The organism is Hymenobacter koreensis, assembly GCF_039541855.1.
Lineage (GTDB): Bacteria > Bacteroidota > Bacteroidia > Cytophagales > Hymenobacteraceae > Solirubrum > Solirubrum koreensis.
In genome coordinates this window covers 1-15,180 of record NZ_BAABHA010000002.1, presented here as the reverse complement: position 1 = coordinate 15,180, position 15,180 = coordinate 1, and the positions used below count along the sequence as shown (strand labels likewise).

The 15,180-nt window shown below is 57.3% G+C and carries 13 protein-coding genes and 1 tRNA gene; 8 read left to right on the top strand and 6 right to left on the bottom strand.

Translation table 11 applies throughout. From position 1 onward, the window contains the following. Positions 1-87 precede the first annotated feature (87 nt). On the bottom strand, positions 88-1,488 hold the full coding sequence (locus ABD903_RS02990; protein WP_345221265.1) for an FAD/NAD(P)-binding protein: 1,401 nt from the start codon (positions 1,486-1,488) through the stop codon (positions 88-90). 105 nt (positions 1,489-1,593) lie between these two features. Continuing rightward, positions 1,594-2,559 (bottom strand): ADP-glyceromanno-heptose 6-epimerase, encoded by a 966-nt coding sequence (rfaD, locus tag ABD903_RS02985; protein ID WP_345221262.1) that lies wholly within the window; start codon positions 2,557-2,559, stop codon positions 1,594-1,596. A 145-nt stretch (positions 2,560-2,704) separates the two neighbouring features. Between rfaD and ABD903_RS02980 the strand changes: the two genes are divergently transcribed. The 4 genes from ABD903_RS02980 to lpxB all read left to right on the top strand — a co-directional run bounded on the left by ABD903_RS02980 (position 2,705) and on the right by lpxB (position 6,362). Further along, positions 2,705-3,607, top strand: coding sequence for an ABC transporter substrate-binding protein (locus tag ABD903_RS02980; protein WP_345221260.1), 903 nt, complete (start codon positions 2,705-2,707; stop codon positions 3,605-3,607). After that, positions 3,604-4,605, top strand: coding sequence for a FecCD family ABC transporter permease (locus ABD903_RS02975; RefSeq protein ID WP_345221258.1), 1,002 nt, complete (start codon positions 3,604-3,606; stop codon positions 4,603-4,605). Before ABD903_RS02980 ends, ABD903_RS02975 begins: the two co-directional genes overlap by 4 nt. A gap of 135 nt (positions 4,606-4,740) precedes the next feature. Then, positions 4,741-5,157 (top strand): 6-pyruvoyl trahydropterin synthase family protein, encoded by a 417-nt coding sequence (locus ABD903_RS02970; RefSeq protein ID WP_345221256.1) that lies wholly within the window; start codon positions 4,741-4,743, stop codon positions 5,155-5,157. Positions 5,158-5,249: 92 nt separating this feature from the next. Next, positions 5,250-6,362 (top strand): lipid-A-disaccharide synthase, encoded by a 1,113-nt coding sequence (gene lpxB, locus ABD903_RS02965; RefSeq protein ID WP_345221254.1) that lies wholly within the window; start codon positions 5,250-5,252, stop codon positions 6,360-6,362. A 74-nt stretch (positions 6,363-6,436) separates the two neighbouring features. Here the strand turns inward: lpxB and clpX are convergent, their stop codons facing one another. From clpX to ABD903_RS02945, 4 genes are all read right to left on the bottom strand, one after another. Continuing rightward, a complete protein-coding gene (clpX, locus tag ABD903_RS02960; RefSeq protein WP_345221252.1) occupies positions 6,437-7,663 on the bottom strand; it encodes an ATP-dependent Clp protease ATP-binding subunit ClpX in 1,227 nt (408 codons plus the stop codon). 208 nt (positions 7,664-7,871) lie between these two features. After that, complete coding sequence (locus tag ABD903_RS02955) at positions 7,872-8,576, bottom strand: ATP-dependent Clp protease proteolytic subunit (RefSeq protein ID WP_345221250.1); 705 nt, start codon at positions 8,574-8,576, stop codon at positions 7,872-7,874. Between the two features lie 131 nt (positions 8,577-8,707). Next, on the bottom strand, positions 8,708-10,033 hold the full coding sequence (tig, locus tag ABD903_RS02950) for a trigger factor (protein ID WP_345221249.1): 1,326 nt from the start codon (positions 10,031-10,033) through the stop codon (positions 8,708-8,710). 134 nt (positions 10,034-10,167) lie between these two features. Continuing rightward, positions 10,168-10,252, bottom strand: a tRNA-Leu gene (locus ABD903_RS02945). 248 nt (positions 10,253-10,500) lie between these two features. Between ABD903_RS02945 and ABD903_RS02940 the strand changes: the two genes are divergently transcribed. From ABD903_RS02940 to ABD903_RS02925, 4 genes are all read left to right on the top strand, one after another. Then, on the top strand, positions 10,501-12,708 hold the full coding sequence (locus ABD903_RS02940; RefSeq protein ID WP_345221247.1) for a RelA/SpoT family protein: 2,208 nt from the start codon (positions 10,501-10,503) through the stop codon (positions 12,706-12,708). A 77-nt stretch (positions 12,709-12,785) separates the two neighbouring features. Continuing rightward, positions 12,786-13,256 carry a Fur family transcriptional regulator gene (locus ABD903_RS02935; RefSeq protein WP_345221245.1) on the top strand — a complete coding sequence of 157 codons (471 nt, stop codon included), beginning with the start codon at positions 12,786-12,788 and terminating at the stop codon, positions 13,254-13,256. After that, positions 13,253-13,603 (top strand): STAS domain-containing protein, encoded by a 351-nt coding sequence (locus ABD903_RS02930; protein ID WP_345221243.1) that lies wholly within the window; start codon positions 13,253-13,255, stop codon positions 13,601-13,603. The genes ABD903_RS02935 and ABD903_RS02930 overlap by 4 nt, the downstream gene beginning before the upstream one ends. After that, on the top strand, positions 13,604-14,875 hold the full coding sequence (locus ABD903_RS02925) for an adenylosuccinate synthase (RefSeq protein WP_345221241.1): 1,272 nt from the start codon (positions 13,604-13,606) through the stop codon (positions 14,873-14,875). Positions 14,876-15,180 lie beyond the last annotated feature (305 nt).

The window sequence follows — 15,180 nt, the reverse complement described above, 5'->3', positions numbered from 1 at the left end:
TGCACGTCGATTTTCATACGAATAAACCCAACGGCAGCTTCGGCTGCCGTTGCCGTTTTCAAGCACCGTATACCGTGTCCAGCTGAATTAACCAGCGGAGGTAGTAAGTCGATTCGCCAATAGCTCGGCCAGCGTAGCGGCTTGGTTCCGCAACTCCGGCACCGCCGTCGATTCAAACCACATGGGGCGCATGCTTGGGCCCAGCGTAAAGAGCACGTTTGAAGGCGTGCCGGTTTGGTTTAACAGGGCGCCGTGCTCGTCGGTGCAAATACCCAGACGCATGTTATCCGGCACCAGATGGCCGGATTGCCGCAGGCTGGCCACCAGTGGGTCGGCGAGTTGCTGATAATCCATGAGCGGGCCGGTGCATAGCACCACGTGGTTCGCGGTGAGCCAGGTGTGGTCGTGGTTGTGGCGCAGCTGCACCGCCAAGGCCTCGGCTCCGCGCGGTTCGATGTGGCGTACCCGACCCTTCTGCACTGTAAGCCGGCCCGATTGGAGCAACTCGGCTAGCGTGGCGGCATTTTGCGGTGGGTTGCGGTGGCGCCGCACCGACCACATGGCCGCTAAATGCCGCATGAACCGTTGTTGCTCCACTAGTGGCCAGGCGGCCCAAATCCGGCCTAAATCGGGGCGTAGGGCGTCCAGCACCGACCGCCAATCATAACCTTCGGCGGCAGCCGATGCCACACGGCGGCGCACCGCACTCAGCACTTGGGTTACGCTGCGCAGGTGAGCTACATCGGTAGCATAATAATTGGGGTAGGGGCGGGCCGGTGCTTGCAGGTGGGTAACAGGCCAGTGCCCGTGGCGCGACACGGCTGTAATAGCCCCGCGGTGGCCATCGGTGTGCAGCGCCATCAACACATCAACCGCCGTTAGTCCCGTCCCAATCAGCAACACCGAGTCGTTAGGACCGATGGAGCGCAGTGCGTTGGGGGCCCATGGGTTGCCGTGATAGTTCGGATGGTTGCGGTACTCGGTATCGGGTTTGGTAGGCGAAGCCGGGGGGAAATTTCCCAGGGCCAGCACCACGGCATCAGCTGGCAGCGAAGTGCCATCGGCTAAGGTCACGCTAGCGCCGTCAGCTAACTTCAGGTCCGTACCGATGGCGCGCTGTTGGCGCCATTCCACGCGCACGCCATTCGGCGCGGGATGCTGCAGGACCGCTGCGGTTAGCTCGCTTACATAGCGCCCGAAAACCTGCCGCGGGCAAAAGCCCTGCGGGCACGTGGGAATGTGGTTGGCCGCGAGCCAGTCGGCAAAGTGGTTCGGCTCGTCGTTGAAGGCGCTCAGACCGGTACTGCGCACGTTCAGCAGCCATTCGGGGCGCTCGGTGCTGTAAGCGGTGCCGGGGCCGGGCGCAGCTCGGGGCTCCACCAGCACCACATCGAGCGGCCAGGGGCCGCCGGGCAGGCGCGTAAGGTGCAGGGCCAGCAAGCTGCCCGCTACTCCTCCCCCAATAATTACGATGCTTCGGCGCGTCATACAAGGCACTAAGGCCCTTGCGCGGGCCGGTGAGGCTTTTCGTCCGGTAAAAAACAAAATTTCGGACAATGCCAGCCTCAAGCGGTGCTCGGCGGCTAATCCGGGCTACAGATACGCACCCGGCACTAAAAAGTCGCGCACGTATTCGGCAATTCCGTCTTCGAGACGGGTAAACGGCCGGGTGTAACCAATGCTGCGCAGCTTCTGCATGTCGGCCTGCGTGAAATATTGGTAGGTGTCGCGGATGTCTTCGGGTGTGTCCTTGAACTTGATGTCCGCTGTTTTGTCGAGCGCGGCAAAGGTGTTCAGGGCCAGATCGAGGAAAGTGCGGGCCTCGCCGGTGCCCAGATTGTAAATGCCGGAGTTGCGGCGGTGGTGCATCAGAAACATGCACACATCTACCAAGTCGCGCACGTAAATAAAGTCACGCTTCTGCTCGCCGTCGGCAAAATCGGGGTTATGGGAGCGGAATAGCTCCATGGAGCCCGTTCGCTGTACCTGCTGAAAGGTGTGGAATATCACCGAGGCCATGCGGCCCTTATGGTATTCGTTCGGCCCGTACACGTTAAAAAACTTCAGTCCGGCCCAGAAAAACGGTTTCTCCTCCTGCTGCACGGCCCAGTTATCGAAGTCGTTTTTCGAGTCGCCGTAGGGGTTGAGCGGGCGCAGCAGGGGCAGCAGTACTTCGTCGTCGGAGTAGCCCAGGCTGCCCGAGCCGTAAGTGGCGGCCGAGGAAGCATACACCAGCGGAATGTGGTAACGCACGCAGGCCTGCCACATTTGCTTGGAGTAATTCAGGTTCAGCAGGTCGAAAATGGCTTTATCCTGCTCGGCGGTATCGGTGCGGGCCCCCAGGTGAAAAATGAACTCTACCTGCTCGTGGTGCTGGTCGAGCCAGTCGAAAAACTCGTGGCGGTCAACGTACTCGCGCAGGTGCTTGCCTTTCAGGTTGATCAGCTTCCGCTCTTCCGAGAAGTTGTCGACCACCACCACGTCGTTAAAGCCATCGGCGTTCAGCCGGCTCACCATGCAGCTGCCAATAAAGCCCGCTGCGCCCGTCACGATTATCATATGCTCAGAGTTGGGTTCTGTGGTGCGAAGTACGCAGTTTCTCGGTGGCCGGTGCACAAGGCGTATTTTTTTGCAGCCGCTATGGTTCAGAAGCCGATTGTAGCCAAGCCGCGCCATTACCGGCCGCCCTCTACCTTTGCCCGCCATGCAACGATTCTATTTTCTGCTATGCGGCGCGCTAGGGCTGCTTGGGTCCTGCTCGCAATCCTCCGATTCGGCCCAGAAAAGTCAGGCGCCTCGGGTCGTAACCGTGCAGGACGACCTCGGCCGCAGCGTTACCTTCAATGCGCCGCCCAAACGCATCATGTCCTTGGCCGCGTCGATGACTGAAATGCTCTACGCCGTGGCCGATACCGCCACCATTGTGGGGCGCACCCAGGTATGCGACTACCCGGCCGCCGTGCTCCGCAAGCCGGTGGTAAACAGCTATCCGCTGGATTTTGAGACGCTTGTGAGCCTGCGCCCCGATGTGGTGTTTACCGTGGAGGGCATCACCAGTCCCTCCGATGCGGCCCGGCTGCAGGAGCTCGGCATTCCGGTGTATTACCAACGCTACCGGAAGGTGCAGGACATTTTCCGGGGCCTGAATGACTTGGGGCGGCTGCTGGGCCGCGAGCCACAAGCCCGGCACCTCACCGATTCTCTGGCGCAGCAGCTGGCCACCATTGCCGCCGATACCTCGGGCCCGCGCCCGCGCACCTTGGTCGTTATTTCCCCCGACCCCATTTACGCATTCGGCCACAATACTGTGTTTACCGATAAAATTCGCTTAGCGGGCGGGCTGAACGCCCTTACTGAAGACTTCCCCCAGCCGTACCCGGTCCTCAGCCGCGAATACATTCTTAAACTGAACCCCGACGTGCTCATCGGTGGCCGCTTTGGGCAAATGGACAGCACCTTCTTCCGCATGTACCCCGAGCTGCGTCGTATCGGGGCGTACCAGTCGCGCCGGGTATTCCGGGTAACCGGCGACTTAATGGACCGGCCGAGCCCGCGTGTGGTGGAGTCGGTGCGCGAACTGTACCGCTTGCTGCACCCTGCCTCATGAGCAGCCGGGCGCCACTCCTGTTCCTGTTGCTAGGCCTCACCGCTGCCGTTTTGCTGCTGGTTGGGCTGCGCGTAGGCAGCGTAGCCGGCGCCGATTACAGCACGTTCTGGCAAGCCCTCCGCCATTACGACGCCACCAATTCCGTGCACGTCGTGCTCATTGAACTGCGTTTGCCGCGGCTGCTGCTGGCGTTGCTGGCCGGTGGCGGTCTGGCCCTGAGCGGCTACCTCATGCAGGCCATGGTAAACAACCCGCTGGCCGATCCGTACCTGCTCAGCACTGCTTCCGGAGCTTCGTTGGGGGCGCTGGTCATGAATATTTTGTTGCCCACGGCCAGCGCCATTACCCCCTGGGTGGTGCCCATCGGTTGCCTGGCCGGGGCCGTGGGAGCTACGCTGTTGGTTATCGGAATTGGTACGCGGCAAGGTCGGCTAATTCCCACGCAGTTGTTGCTGGCGGGCGTGGCCATGTCGTCGTTGCTCAATGCGCTGGGCGGCCTCATCACGTTTCGGGCTCAAACCGATTCGCAACTTCGGGCCGCGCTTTCCTGGGGCTTGGGCAGTTTGGAACGCGCCGGCTGGCCGTTGCTGGGTGGTCCTGCCGTGGCCGTATTGCTGGGCATGGTGGCTGCTTGGCTGCTGCGCCGGCATCTCGACGTGCTATTGTTAGGCGAGGAGCGGGCTGCTACGCTGGGGCTCGATGTAGGCCGCACGCGTTGGCTGCTGCTACTGGCCTCGTCGGGAATTACGGCGGGCGTCGTGGCTTTGTGCGGGCCATTGGGTTTTGTGGGACTTATTGTGCCGCATGTAACGCGTGGTTTGCTGGGGGTTACCGGACGGCTGAACGTAGCGTTTTGTGCCCTGCTCGGTGGTACCTTCCTGCTGGCTTGCGACTTGCTGGCGCGCTGGCTACTGCCGCCGGCTGGCCTGCCTGTGGGGCTTATCACAGCCCTGTTCGGCGTACCGTTCTTTGTATATTTGCTGCGGAAAAAGGGATAATTGCCGAAGGCCGCCGATTGAATGCGTTAACCCGCAGACAGTCAAGAAGCGGCCGCTTTTTATAAATGGCTTGGCTTCACTGCAAACCAGCCAATCAGCGCTTCAGCAACTGCCCGTTGACAAGCAAACAACAGCATGATTTACATCAGCCGCCAGGAACACTTTAACGCTGCGCACAAGTTGCACAACCCCGCGTGGAGCGACGAGCGTAACAAAGAAGTGTTCGGGCCTTGTGCCAATGCCAACTGGCACGGCCATAATTACGACCTCATTGTAACGGTAAAGGGCTTGCCCGATCCCGAAACCGGCTTTGTGGTCGATCTGAAAGCCCTCAGCACGCTCATCCGCGAGCATATCGTCGACCACGTCGACCACAAGAACCTCAATCTCGACGTGCCCTTCATGGCCGGCAAGCTGGCCAGCACCGAGAACCTATCGATGGCTTTCTGGGAAATTCTGCAGCGCGAACTGCCGGCCATTACCACCGCGCAGCTCCATTGCGTCAAGATTTACGAAACGCCTCGCAACTTCGTCGAATATTACGGCGAGTAACCAATTCTGAATACTGAATTCCAAACGCTGCGCATGCCACTCGGCGAGGCCGGTATTTATAATTCAGAATTCATAATTCAGAATTCCACCACGTGAAATACTACCTCATTGCCGGCGAACGGTCCGGAGACTTCCACGCCGCCCGGCTCATGCGTGCCCTCAAGCAGCAAGACACCCAGGCCGAGTTCCGCTGCTGGGGCGGCGACCTGATGCAGGCCGAAGGCAGCACGCTGGTACACCATTACCAAGAAATGGCCATTATGGGTTTCGTGGAGGCTGCCACCAGCATCTTCCGGTTTCGGGGCTTCCTGAAGGAATGTCAGCAGGATTTGCTGGCCTACCAGCCCGATGTGCTGATTCTGGTCGACTACGCCGGCTTTAACATGCGCGTGGCCAAGTTTGCCAAGGAGAAAGGCCTGAAGGTTTTTTATTACATCTCGCCCAAAATCTGGGCTTGGAACCAAGGCCGCGTGCACAAAATCAAGGCTTTGGTCGATAAGATGTTCGTCATCTTACCTTTCGAGAAGGAGTTCTACCAGCGTTTCGGCTACGATGTAGACTACATCGGCAACCCCACTGCCGATGCCGTGTACGAGCACGAACCCACCGACGACTTCCACCACCGCAACAACCTCGACCCCGACAAGCCCATTATTGCGGTGCTGCCCGGTTCCCGCAAGCAGGAAATCGAGGAAATGCTCTTCGAAATGCTGCGGATTCTGCCGCCATTCTTCGATTACCAGTTTGTGGTAGCCGGCGTGAAAAACCTCGATGCGGGCTACTACGCCCACTTCGAGCGTAACAACGTGCGCATCATTTTCGAGCAGACCTACGACCTGCTACGCCATGCCAAGGCAGCTCTGGTAACCAGCGGCACCGCTACCCTCGAAACCGCCCTCTTCGACGTGCCGCAGGTGGTGTGCTACCGCACCAGCGCCATTTCTTACCGCATCGGCAAGGCCGTAATCAAGGTGCCGTTCATCTCGCTCGTCAACCTCATTGCCGGCCGCGAAGTGGTGAAGGAGCTGATCCAGGGCGAATTCACCGCCCGTAACCTCGTTACAGAGTTGCAGCGCGTACTCGACAACGAGGAATACATCGGCAAGGTAAAAGCGGGCTACGCCGAAATCCGCGAGAAGCTGGGCCGCAGCAACGCAGCCGAAAAAGCGGCTGAACTGATGGTAGGCTACTTACAGAAAAAATAGACTGGAATATTTATTGAAACAAAAAGCCCCGCTGGACGAATCCAGCGGGGCTTTTTGTTTCAATAAATATGGGATTATGCAGCACGTAACTGCTTCAGCGGTGACTTCTCGAACTTCTCGCGTGCGTACTCCAGATCAATAATTAGCTCCGTTACGTCCGTAGCCGAAGGCATATCGAACATGGCGTCGGTCATGATACTTTCGCAGATGCTACGCAGCCCGCGGGCACCAAGGCGGTACTCGTCGGCTTTGTCTACGATGTAGTCCAAAGCGGCGTCGGAGAACGAAAGCTCGATGCCTTCCATCTCAAACAAACGGTTGTACTGCTTCAGGATGGAGTTTTTCGGCTCCGTCAGTATCAGGCGCAAGGTTTCCTTGTCCAGCGGGTTCAGGTGCGTCAGCACGGGCAGGCGGCCAATCAATTCGGGAATCAAGCCAAACTGCTTTAAATCCTGGGCCGTGATGTAGCGCAGGAAGTTGTTGGTGTCCACTTTATCCTCGAGCAGCGTTTTGGCAAAGCCCAGCGGCTTGGTGTTCAAACGGCTCTTGATGATGCGCTCAATGCCCACGAACGCGCCGCCGCAGATGAACAGGATGTTTTCAGTGTTTACCGTAATCATCTTCTGCTCGGGGTGCTTGCGGCCGCCGTGGGGCGGTACGTTTACCGTGGTGCCTTCCAGCAGCTTCAGCATGGCCTGCTGCACGCCTTCGCCGCTCACGTCACGAGTTATGCTGGGGTTGTCGCTCTTGCGGGCAATCTTGTCTACTTCGTCGATGTACACAATGCCGCGCTCGGCCGCTTCCACGTTGTAGTCGGCGGCTTGCAGCAGGCGCGTCAGAATACTTTCCACGTCTTCGCCCACGTAGCCGGCTTCGGTTAGCACGGTAGCGTCGGCAATACAGAAGGGTACTTGCAGCACCGAGGCCAGCATTTTGGCCAAAAAGGTTTTGCCGGTGCCGGTTTCGCCCACCATAATGATGTTCGATTTTTCAATCGTCACCTCGTCTTTGGTAGTGGGTTTCTGCATCAGGCGCTTGTAGTGGTTGTACACCGCCACGCTCAATACTTTCTTCGCTTCGTCTTGGCCTACCACGTACTGGTCGAGGTAGTCCTTCATTTCCCGCGGCTTTACGAGGTTAAATTTTGGCGTCTTGGTATTTGAGCGAATCTTATTCTCCTCGTTCAAAATTTGCTGCGCCTGCCCAACACAACGCTCACAAATGTGCGCGTTGATGCCGGAAATCATGATGGAAACCTCGCGCTTGCTTTTGCCGCAAAACGAGCAGGTGATATCTGCCATTGTCGAAGGGTCGGAATTCAAGGGGTAATTCGCCGGTGGAAAAATTCCCGCGGCCTCAAAGGTACGAAAACGCCAACGCCCCCCGTACACGGAAAAGTGCCGAAAGACCGGGCTTCTATAAAAAGAACAACCGTCTCACACTGAAGTTGCAATTCAGTATGAGACGGTTGCATGCGGAGGCAGTTAAAACTCCGACTTCTTCCGGGAATTACTTCTCCAAGTTGTGGCGCTCCAATACCTCGTCGATGATGCCGTATTCTTTGGCTTCGTCGGCGCGCATCCAGTAGTCACGGTCGGAGTTATCGTGCACCTCCTGGTAGGTTTTACCCGTGTGCAGGGCGAGAATATCGTACAGCTCTTTCTTGAGCTTCAGAATTTCGCGGGCCGTAATTTCGATGTCCGACGACTGGCCTTGGGCACCACCCGAGGGCTGGTGAATCATGACGCGGGCGTGGGGCAGGGCCGAACGCTTGTTTTTGGCACCGCCAGCCAGCAATACCGCCCCCATGGAGGCGGCCAGGCCGGTGCAGATGGTGGCCACGTCGGGCCCCACGTACTGCATGGTGTCGTAAATGCCCAGGCCGGCGTACACCGAGCCGCCGGGCGAGTTGATGTAGAGCAGGATGTCCTTCTTGGCGTCGGCCGACTCGAGGAAGAGCAGCTGAGCCGTGATGATGTTGGCAATGTAATCGTCGACGGGCGTGCCCAGGAACACGATACGGTCCATGATCAGGCGGGAAAACACGTCGATTTCGGCGAAGCGCGTGGGGCGCTCCTCAATCACGGAGCGCGTCATGCCCGTGACGAAATGGCGGCTCTGGCCTTCGACGTGGTGCAGGTACTGGTCGACGCCCAGGCCGTTCAGGCCCTGGCCTTTAACGGCAAATTTGCGGAATTCCTGTTTGTTCAGCATGTGACTGACTGAGGTAGGAGAGAGGATTGGTTGAGACGAATTAAACGGGCAACGCCGTGGTAAGGACGCAAAAAAGCCCTTACTCCGACGAAGTAAGGGCTTTTTTGTAGGGAACCAACCCCAGGCGCAAATTACGCGCTGGCTTGGTTCCGGAAGTCCTCGGCCGTCATCGGCTGATCTTTAACAACAATCCGGCCGCGCAGGTTGTCGAGTACTTTCTCTGCCAGAATGGCTTCGTACTCCTGCACGTAGTTTTTGCCGTTCTCCTGGCGCAGGTAGTTGTCGGCAAAGCCGCGAACCGATTCGCGCAGCTCGTCCGATACCTCAGGCAGGTTGAACTGGGCCATGATCTTGGTCATGGTGCGGTCCACGATTTCGTCGTTCGACACCTTCAGGCCCTGCTCCTCAACCACTTTGTTGCGGATCATCGACCACTTCAATTCCTTCTCGTAGTCCGAGAAGTGCTCTTCTACCTGCTCGGCGGTCAGCTGGCCTTTGTTAGCCACCACCAGCCACTTCTTGAAGAACTCCTTCGGCAGCTCGATGGTGGTGCTTTCCACCAGCTTGTCGATCATCCGACGATTCAGCAGACCATCCGACTCGCGGTTGTAGTTCTCCTGAATGGTTTCGCGCACCTTGGCGTCAAAGTCTTCCTTCGTCGTCACAGCGTCTTTGCCGAACACTTTGTCGAACAGCTCTTGGTTGTATTCAGCCTTGCTCGAGCGGTTGATTTTCTCGATTTCCAGCGTGTATTCGCCTTCTACACCGGCCGCCAGCTCCTTCGAGATGCCCGTGAAGTTGGCTACCGCCGTGATGTCGCCACCGAAAATTTCCTTCAGATCGAACGACACTTTGTCACCGGCCTTCAGTCCCACAAACTTATCGGCACCGCTCTTCACCTTGTTAGTCGGCAGCATTACCTTCTGCGAAAACTCGGTGGTTTCCTGCGTCAGCTGGCCAGAGAGGTAGTCGCCTGCCTCCGAGGTTTCCGGCGTGGTGTTCTCGCCGAATTGCATGCCAATCTGCTCGTAGGTTTCGTTGAGCGTGTTTTCGTCCAGCTCCACGGCGGGGCGGTCTACTTCCAGGTTCTCTACGGGCAGCTCAAACTCGGGCAGCAGGCCCAGCTCAAACTGAAATTCGAACTCCTTTTGGGTATCGAAGTTCACATCCGACGGCACCGGCAGCGGTTCGCCCAGAATGCGCAGGTTGTTTTCCTTGATGTACGTATCGACGTTGGATTGCAGCAAACGGTTGATTTCGTCTACCAATACACCCTTGCCGTACATTTTGCGCACCAGCCCGGCGGGTACCTTGCCGGGGCGGAAGCCCTTAATCTGCGCCTTTTTCGAGAGGTCTTTGATTTGCTTTTCTACTGCTTCCGAGTAGTCAGCTTCCGTGAGGCGCACGGTCAGCAGGGCGCTCTGCTGGTCGTCTTTCTTGTCGAGGGTAATGTCCAAAACGAGTCGGAGGTTAAGGGTAACGTGAGAAAAGCCAAAAGGCCGGGAATAGCAAACCCCCAACGCGCCGTCGCCGGGTAGTTGAGGGCTTCGCTAGAGGTTTGTATGAGCACCTGCCTAAAAAGGCAGGCCATTGGTGCGGATGGAGGGACTCGAACCCACACGCCTTGCGGCACCAGATCCTAAGTCTGGCACGTCTACCAATTTCGCCACATCCGCAGTACGAGGCCGGCTGCCTCGGGGGCGCAAAGCTACGGAAGCACGGCGGAATATCAAATGCCTCTGTCTCTTTAGCAACGTATGGTGTCTTTTAGGAGTTATAAGAGCAGGAACCGCATGAATAAGCCCGTTCTATTTAGGCTTGAGATTAGCCGAGAAGTCCCACCCTTTAAAAGTAGGAGAGAGGCAAGGCCTGCGGTTTCCTCCGTACCTTCGTATGCTGCCTTCGTGGTAGTGCCCTTTTGCCGATGGCTACCTTAATTGACCCCGAAGTAGAACGCCAGGAAATCCTGCGTCATTACCGCCGCCTGCTGCGCACGGCCAAGCCCTACCTGAAAGACGGCGACGCCAAGCTCATTAAGAAGGCTTTTAATACCTCGCTGGATGCGCATAAGGACATGCGCCGCAAATCCGGCGAGCCGTACATTCTGCATCCGCTGGCCGTAGCCCAAATTGCGGTAGAGGAAATTGGCTTGGGCACCACCAGCATTGTGGCCGCCCTGCTGCACGACGTGGTAGAGGATACCAACTGGGAGATTTCCGACGTGGAGCGCGAGTTCGGCCCGCGCGTAGCCCAGATTGTGGACGGCCTCACCAAGATTTCCGGCGTGTTCGAGTACGGCACGAGCGAGCAGGCGGAGAACTTCCGCAAAATGCTGCTCACGCTGAGCGAGGACGTGCGCGTTATCCTCATCAAAATCGCCGACCGACTGCACAACATGCGGACGCTCGACTCGATGCCGCGGCACAAGCAGCTCAAAATTGCCTCCGAAACCATTTACCTCTACGCGCCGCTGGCCCACCGTTTGGGCTTGTACGCCATTAAGAGCGAGCTGGAAGATCTGCACCTGAAGTACACCGACACCGAGACGTACAACGAGCTCGTGAACAAGGTGCGCCAGAGCCGCAGCGCCCGGAACCGCTTTATCAAGGAATTTGTGGCTCCTATTGATGAGGAGCTGCACCGCCAAGGGTTCGGCTTTGAAATCAAGGGCCGGCCCAAAAGCATCTACTCTATATTACGGAAGATGCGCAAGCAGAACATTCCCTTCGAGGAAGTTTACGATCTGTTTGCCATTCGTATCATCCTGAACGTACCGCCCGAGCAGGAAAAAGCCGCCTGTTGGCGCGTGTACTCCATTGTAACGGACTTCTACCAGCCCAACCCCGACCGCCTACGCGACTGGGTGAGCACGCCCAAAGCCAACGGCTACGAGTCGCTGCACACCACTGTCATGTCGAGCCCCGGCCAGTGGGTGGAGGTGCAGATTCGCTCCAAGCGCATGGACGACATTGCCGAGAAGGGCTACGCCGCGCATTGGAAGTACAAAGACACCGGCGCCGTTCAGCCCGAGTCGACCTTGGAAACGTGGATTAACAAGGTGCGCGAGATGCTCGAAACCAATAACTCCAATGCGCTGGAGTTCATGGACGAGTTCCGCCAAAACCTATTTGTAAAGGAAGTCTACGTGTTTACGCCCAAAGGCAAGCTTATTATCCTGCCCGACGGTGCTACCACGCTCGACTTCGCATTCGAAATTCACACGCACATTGGCATGCAGTGCCTTGGGGCCAAGGTCAACCAAAAGCTGGAACCGCTCAGCTACCGCCTCCGCAACGGCGACCAAGTCGAAATACTGACCTCGCAGAAGCAAAAGCCCACCGAGGAATGGCTGAAATACGTCACTACCTCCAAGGCCAAAAGCAAAATTCGGGACTTTTTGCGCGACGAGAAACGCGCCAAAGCGGAAGACGGACGCTACTTGGTGGAAAAAAGGCTTGAGTTGTTGGGTGTGGAGTTGAATCCCGACAACGTGAACCGCTTGCTTGCGCATTTTAATGTGCACAATGCCCACGAGTTCTACTACCGCATTGCCATTGGGCAGGTCGATGGACGTGAAATCAAGGAAAGTCTATTCGACCCCACGGTGCCGGTGCCCAAGCTTCCTTCCATGCTGGAGCCCAAGGCTTTCGACGCGGAAGTGCAGAAATTGCGGGGCGTGCGGCCCGATATGCTGGTGATTGGCGAAAACACCGCCAAGATTCAGTACACCATTGCTACCTGCTGCAACCCCATTCCCGGCGACGATGTGTTCGGTTTCGAAACCGACGACAACATCGATATTCACCGCACCTCCTGCCCCAAAGCCGTGGAACTCATGTCGAGCTTCGGCAACCGCGTGGTGCGTGCGAAATGGACCGATCAGCTGGAATTGGCCTTCCTGGCCGGTTTGCGCATCAAAGGCTCCGACCGCGTGGGGCTGGTGAACGACGTCACCAAAATCATCAGCAACAGCCTCAAGGTAAACATGCGCTCCATCACCATTGATTCCGACGACGGCATGTTCGAAGGCCAGATTATGGTGTTTGTAAACGATACCGCTCACCTCGATAAACTCATCCACCGCCTCAGCAAAGTGCGCGGTGTGCTGTCGGTAGAACGGTTCAGTTCCTAAGAAACCAGAAGTCAAGCTGACTGGTTGGTATGTCCGAGTTCAAGTGTAGTACACCTTAGTATATATAGCAGCACAAAATGCTCGACCCCGAGAAGTACGAAGAGGTCAAAAAGATCTTCACCGCGTATTTGGAAAGCAAAGGCCTGCGCAAAACGTCGGAGCGCTACGCTATTCTGGAAGAAATCTACTCCCGCACTGGTCATTTCGACGTGGAAGAACTCTACGCCGGCATGAAAGACCGCGGAGTGCAGGTAAGCCGTGCCACCGTATACAACACGCTCGATCTGCTGGTGGAGCATCACCTCGTCAGCAAACACCAGTTTGGGCGAAATCTTGCGCAGTACGAGAAGTCTTACGGCTACCGTCAGCACGACCACGTCATTTGCACCGAATGCCATAAAGTAGTGGAGTTCTGCGACCCCCGTATCCACGGCATCCAAACCATGGTCGGGGAGTTATTGAACTTCCATATCTTGCACCACTCCTTGAATCTTTACGGCATTTGCGGCGACTGCCGCGCCAAAGCCGCTCGTACCATTACTGAATGAAAACTGACGCCACCGTCCACGACGGCATCCTCTCGGTCCGCCTCACCGGCGACCTGATCGGCAGCCCCGATTCTCAGTCCCTTCTCCAAACCGTTGATCAGCACCTCGGCGACGATTCCGTCACCCTCTGCTCCGTCGACCTCTCCAATGTTCGGTACGTTAACAGCTCCGGCATTGGCGTGCTCGTCTCGCTGCTGACCAAGTTCCGTAGCCGCGGCGGCGAGTTGGTGCTCATCAACCCCGCCGAGCACCCACGGAAGATGCTGGCCTTAACCAAGCTCACGTCCATCTTCACCATCGCCGACGACGAAACCGCCGCCACTAGCCTCCTTAAAAGCGCTAACTAGATGCCAGTAGACGTACTTGTTGGGCTACAGTGGGGAGACGAAGGGAAAGGAAAAATCGTCGACGTGCTTGCCCCCACGTACGACGTCGTTGCTCGCTTCCAGGGCGGGCCGAATGCCGGTCACACGCTTACCTTTAACGGGACTAAGCACGTGTTGCACCAGGTACCGTCGGGTATCTTTCACCCGCATATCATTAATGTAGTCGGCAACGGCGTCGTCCTCGACCCCGTTGTCTTTCGCGAGGAGTTGCGCAAGCTCACCGCCCGTGGCGTCGACGGCACGGCCAACCTTTACATCTCGCGAAAGGCCCAGCTCATTCTTCCCTCGCACCGCGCTCTAGACCGCATTTGGGAAGAAGCTCGTGGAGGCAGCCGCATCGGTTCCACCCTGAAAGGCATCGGCCCTACGTACCAGGATAAAGTAGGTCGTACCGGCCTGCGCGTAGGCGACATCCTGCACGCCAACTTCCGGGAGCGGTACCAGCAAACAGTAGAGCGCCACCGCCAGCTCGCCAACTTTCATCAGCGCGATTTGGATATCGACGCCGAAGAAGCGGCCTTTTTCGATGCCGTCGAAGACCTCCGCCAACTCCGCCTCGTCGATACGGAGTACCTACTAAATGACTTGCTGAACCAAGGTAAGCGCATTCTGGCCGAAGGCGCCCAAGGCTCCTTGCTCGATATCGACTTCGGTACCTATCCCTACGTTACATCGTCCAGCACCATCGTAGCCGGCGCTTGTACGGGGCTTGGCATTGCGCCCAAGCATATAGATAAGGTGTACGGCATCAGCAAAGCCTACTGTACCCGGGTAGGCAGCGGTCCTTTCCCCACCGAGCTTCACGACGAAGTAGGGGAGAAGATCCGCCAGGCGGGTCGCGAGTTCGGCTCAACCACCGGTCGTCCCCGCCGTTGCGGTTGGATCGATCTGCCGGCCCTGCGTTACGCCATCATGCTAAATGGTGTGACCGAGCTACACCTGATGAAAGCCGACGTCCTTTCCGACTTCGATGAAATCCGGGTCTGCACCCACTACAAGCGGGCCGACGGCACTCTAACCGAGCAGCTTCCAGATCTTGGTGAACTAGAGCAATTAGCACCCGAGTACATTACTCTTCCCGGCTGGCAAGTTTCTTTGGACAATGTAATGTTAGCTTCTGGCCTGCCCGGAGAAGTAAGAACTTACGTGCAATTCCTTGAAGAACAACTGAAAGTGCCCGTAACCATAGTTAGTATAGGGCCCGATCGGGTGAGTACACTTCACATGAACTGATACGCCCAATCATTTTTCTGTCAAGGGCCGCTTGCAAATACACAAGCGGCCCTTACCTTTGTCATCCCGCTACAGCAAACGGCTGGTGGATTTCCTCAAGTGAGGAAGTGTTGAGGAAAAGTTGCTAGGCTTTTGCTTACTACTAAAAAGGCTCATTATCTTTGTGGCCTTCTTCAGTGGAAGCAAAAGAAAGCTCGAGATTTTTTGCTCTTGCTGTTCTTTTTTCTCCGGCTTTTCCTACCTTTGCAGCCCGCTTCGGTCGGAGGCGGGAAAGGAGGAGCAAAGCGGGGTGCTCCGCGGCGGGT

Excerpts from the sequence above, each read along its gene's own strand:
- ABD903_RS02990 (WP_345221265.1), bottom strand. The coding sequence starts at position 1,488 with ATGACGCGCCGAAGCATCGTAATTATTGGGGGAGGAGTAGCGGGCAGC.
- rfaD (WP_345221262.1), bottom strand. The coding sequence starts at position 2,559 with ATGATAATCGTGACGGGCGCAGCGGGCTTTATTGGCAGCTGCATGGTG.
- ABD903_RS02980 (WP_345221260.1), top strand. The coding sequence starts at position 2,705 with ATGCAACGATTCTATTTTCTGCTATGCGGCGCGCTAGGGCTGCTTGGG.
- ABD903_RS02975 (WP_345221258.1), top strand. The coding sequence starts at position 3,604 with ATGAGCAGCCGGGCGCCACTCCTGTTCCTGTTGCTAGGCCTCACCGCT.
- ABD903_RS02970 (WP_345221256.1), top strand. The coding sequence starts at position 4,741 with ATGATTTACATCAGCCGCCAGGAACACTTTAACGCTGCGCACAAGTTG.
- clpX (WP_345221252.1), bottom strand. The coding sequence starts at position 7,663 with ATGGCAGATATCACCTGCTCGTTTTGCGGCAAAAGCAAGCGCGAGGTT.
- ABD903_RS02955 (WP_345221250.1), bottom strand. The coding sequence starts at position 8,576 with ATGCTGAACAAACAGGAATTCCGCAAATTTGCCGTTAAAGGCCAGGGC.
- ABD903_RS02940 (WP_345221247.1), top strand. The coding sequence starts at position 10,501 with ATGGCTACCTTAATTGACCCCGAAGTAGAACGCCAGGAAATCCTGCGT.
- ABD903_RS02935 (WP_345221245.1), top strand. The coding sequence starts at position 12,786 with ATGCTCGACCCCGAGAAGTACGAAGAGGTCAAAAAGATCTTCACCGCG.
- ABD903_RS02930 (WP_345221243.1), top strand. The coding sequence starts at position 13,253 with ATGAAAACTGACGCCACCGTCCACGACGGCATCCTCTCGGTCCGCCTC.
- ABD903_RS02925 (WP_345221241.1), top strand. The coding sequence starts at position 13,604 with ATGCCAGTAGACGTACTTGTTGGGCTACAGTGGGGAGACGAAGGGAAA.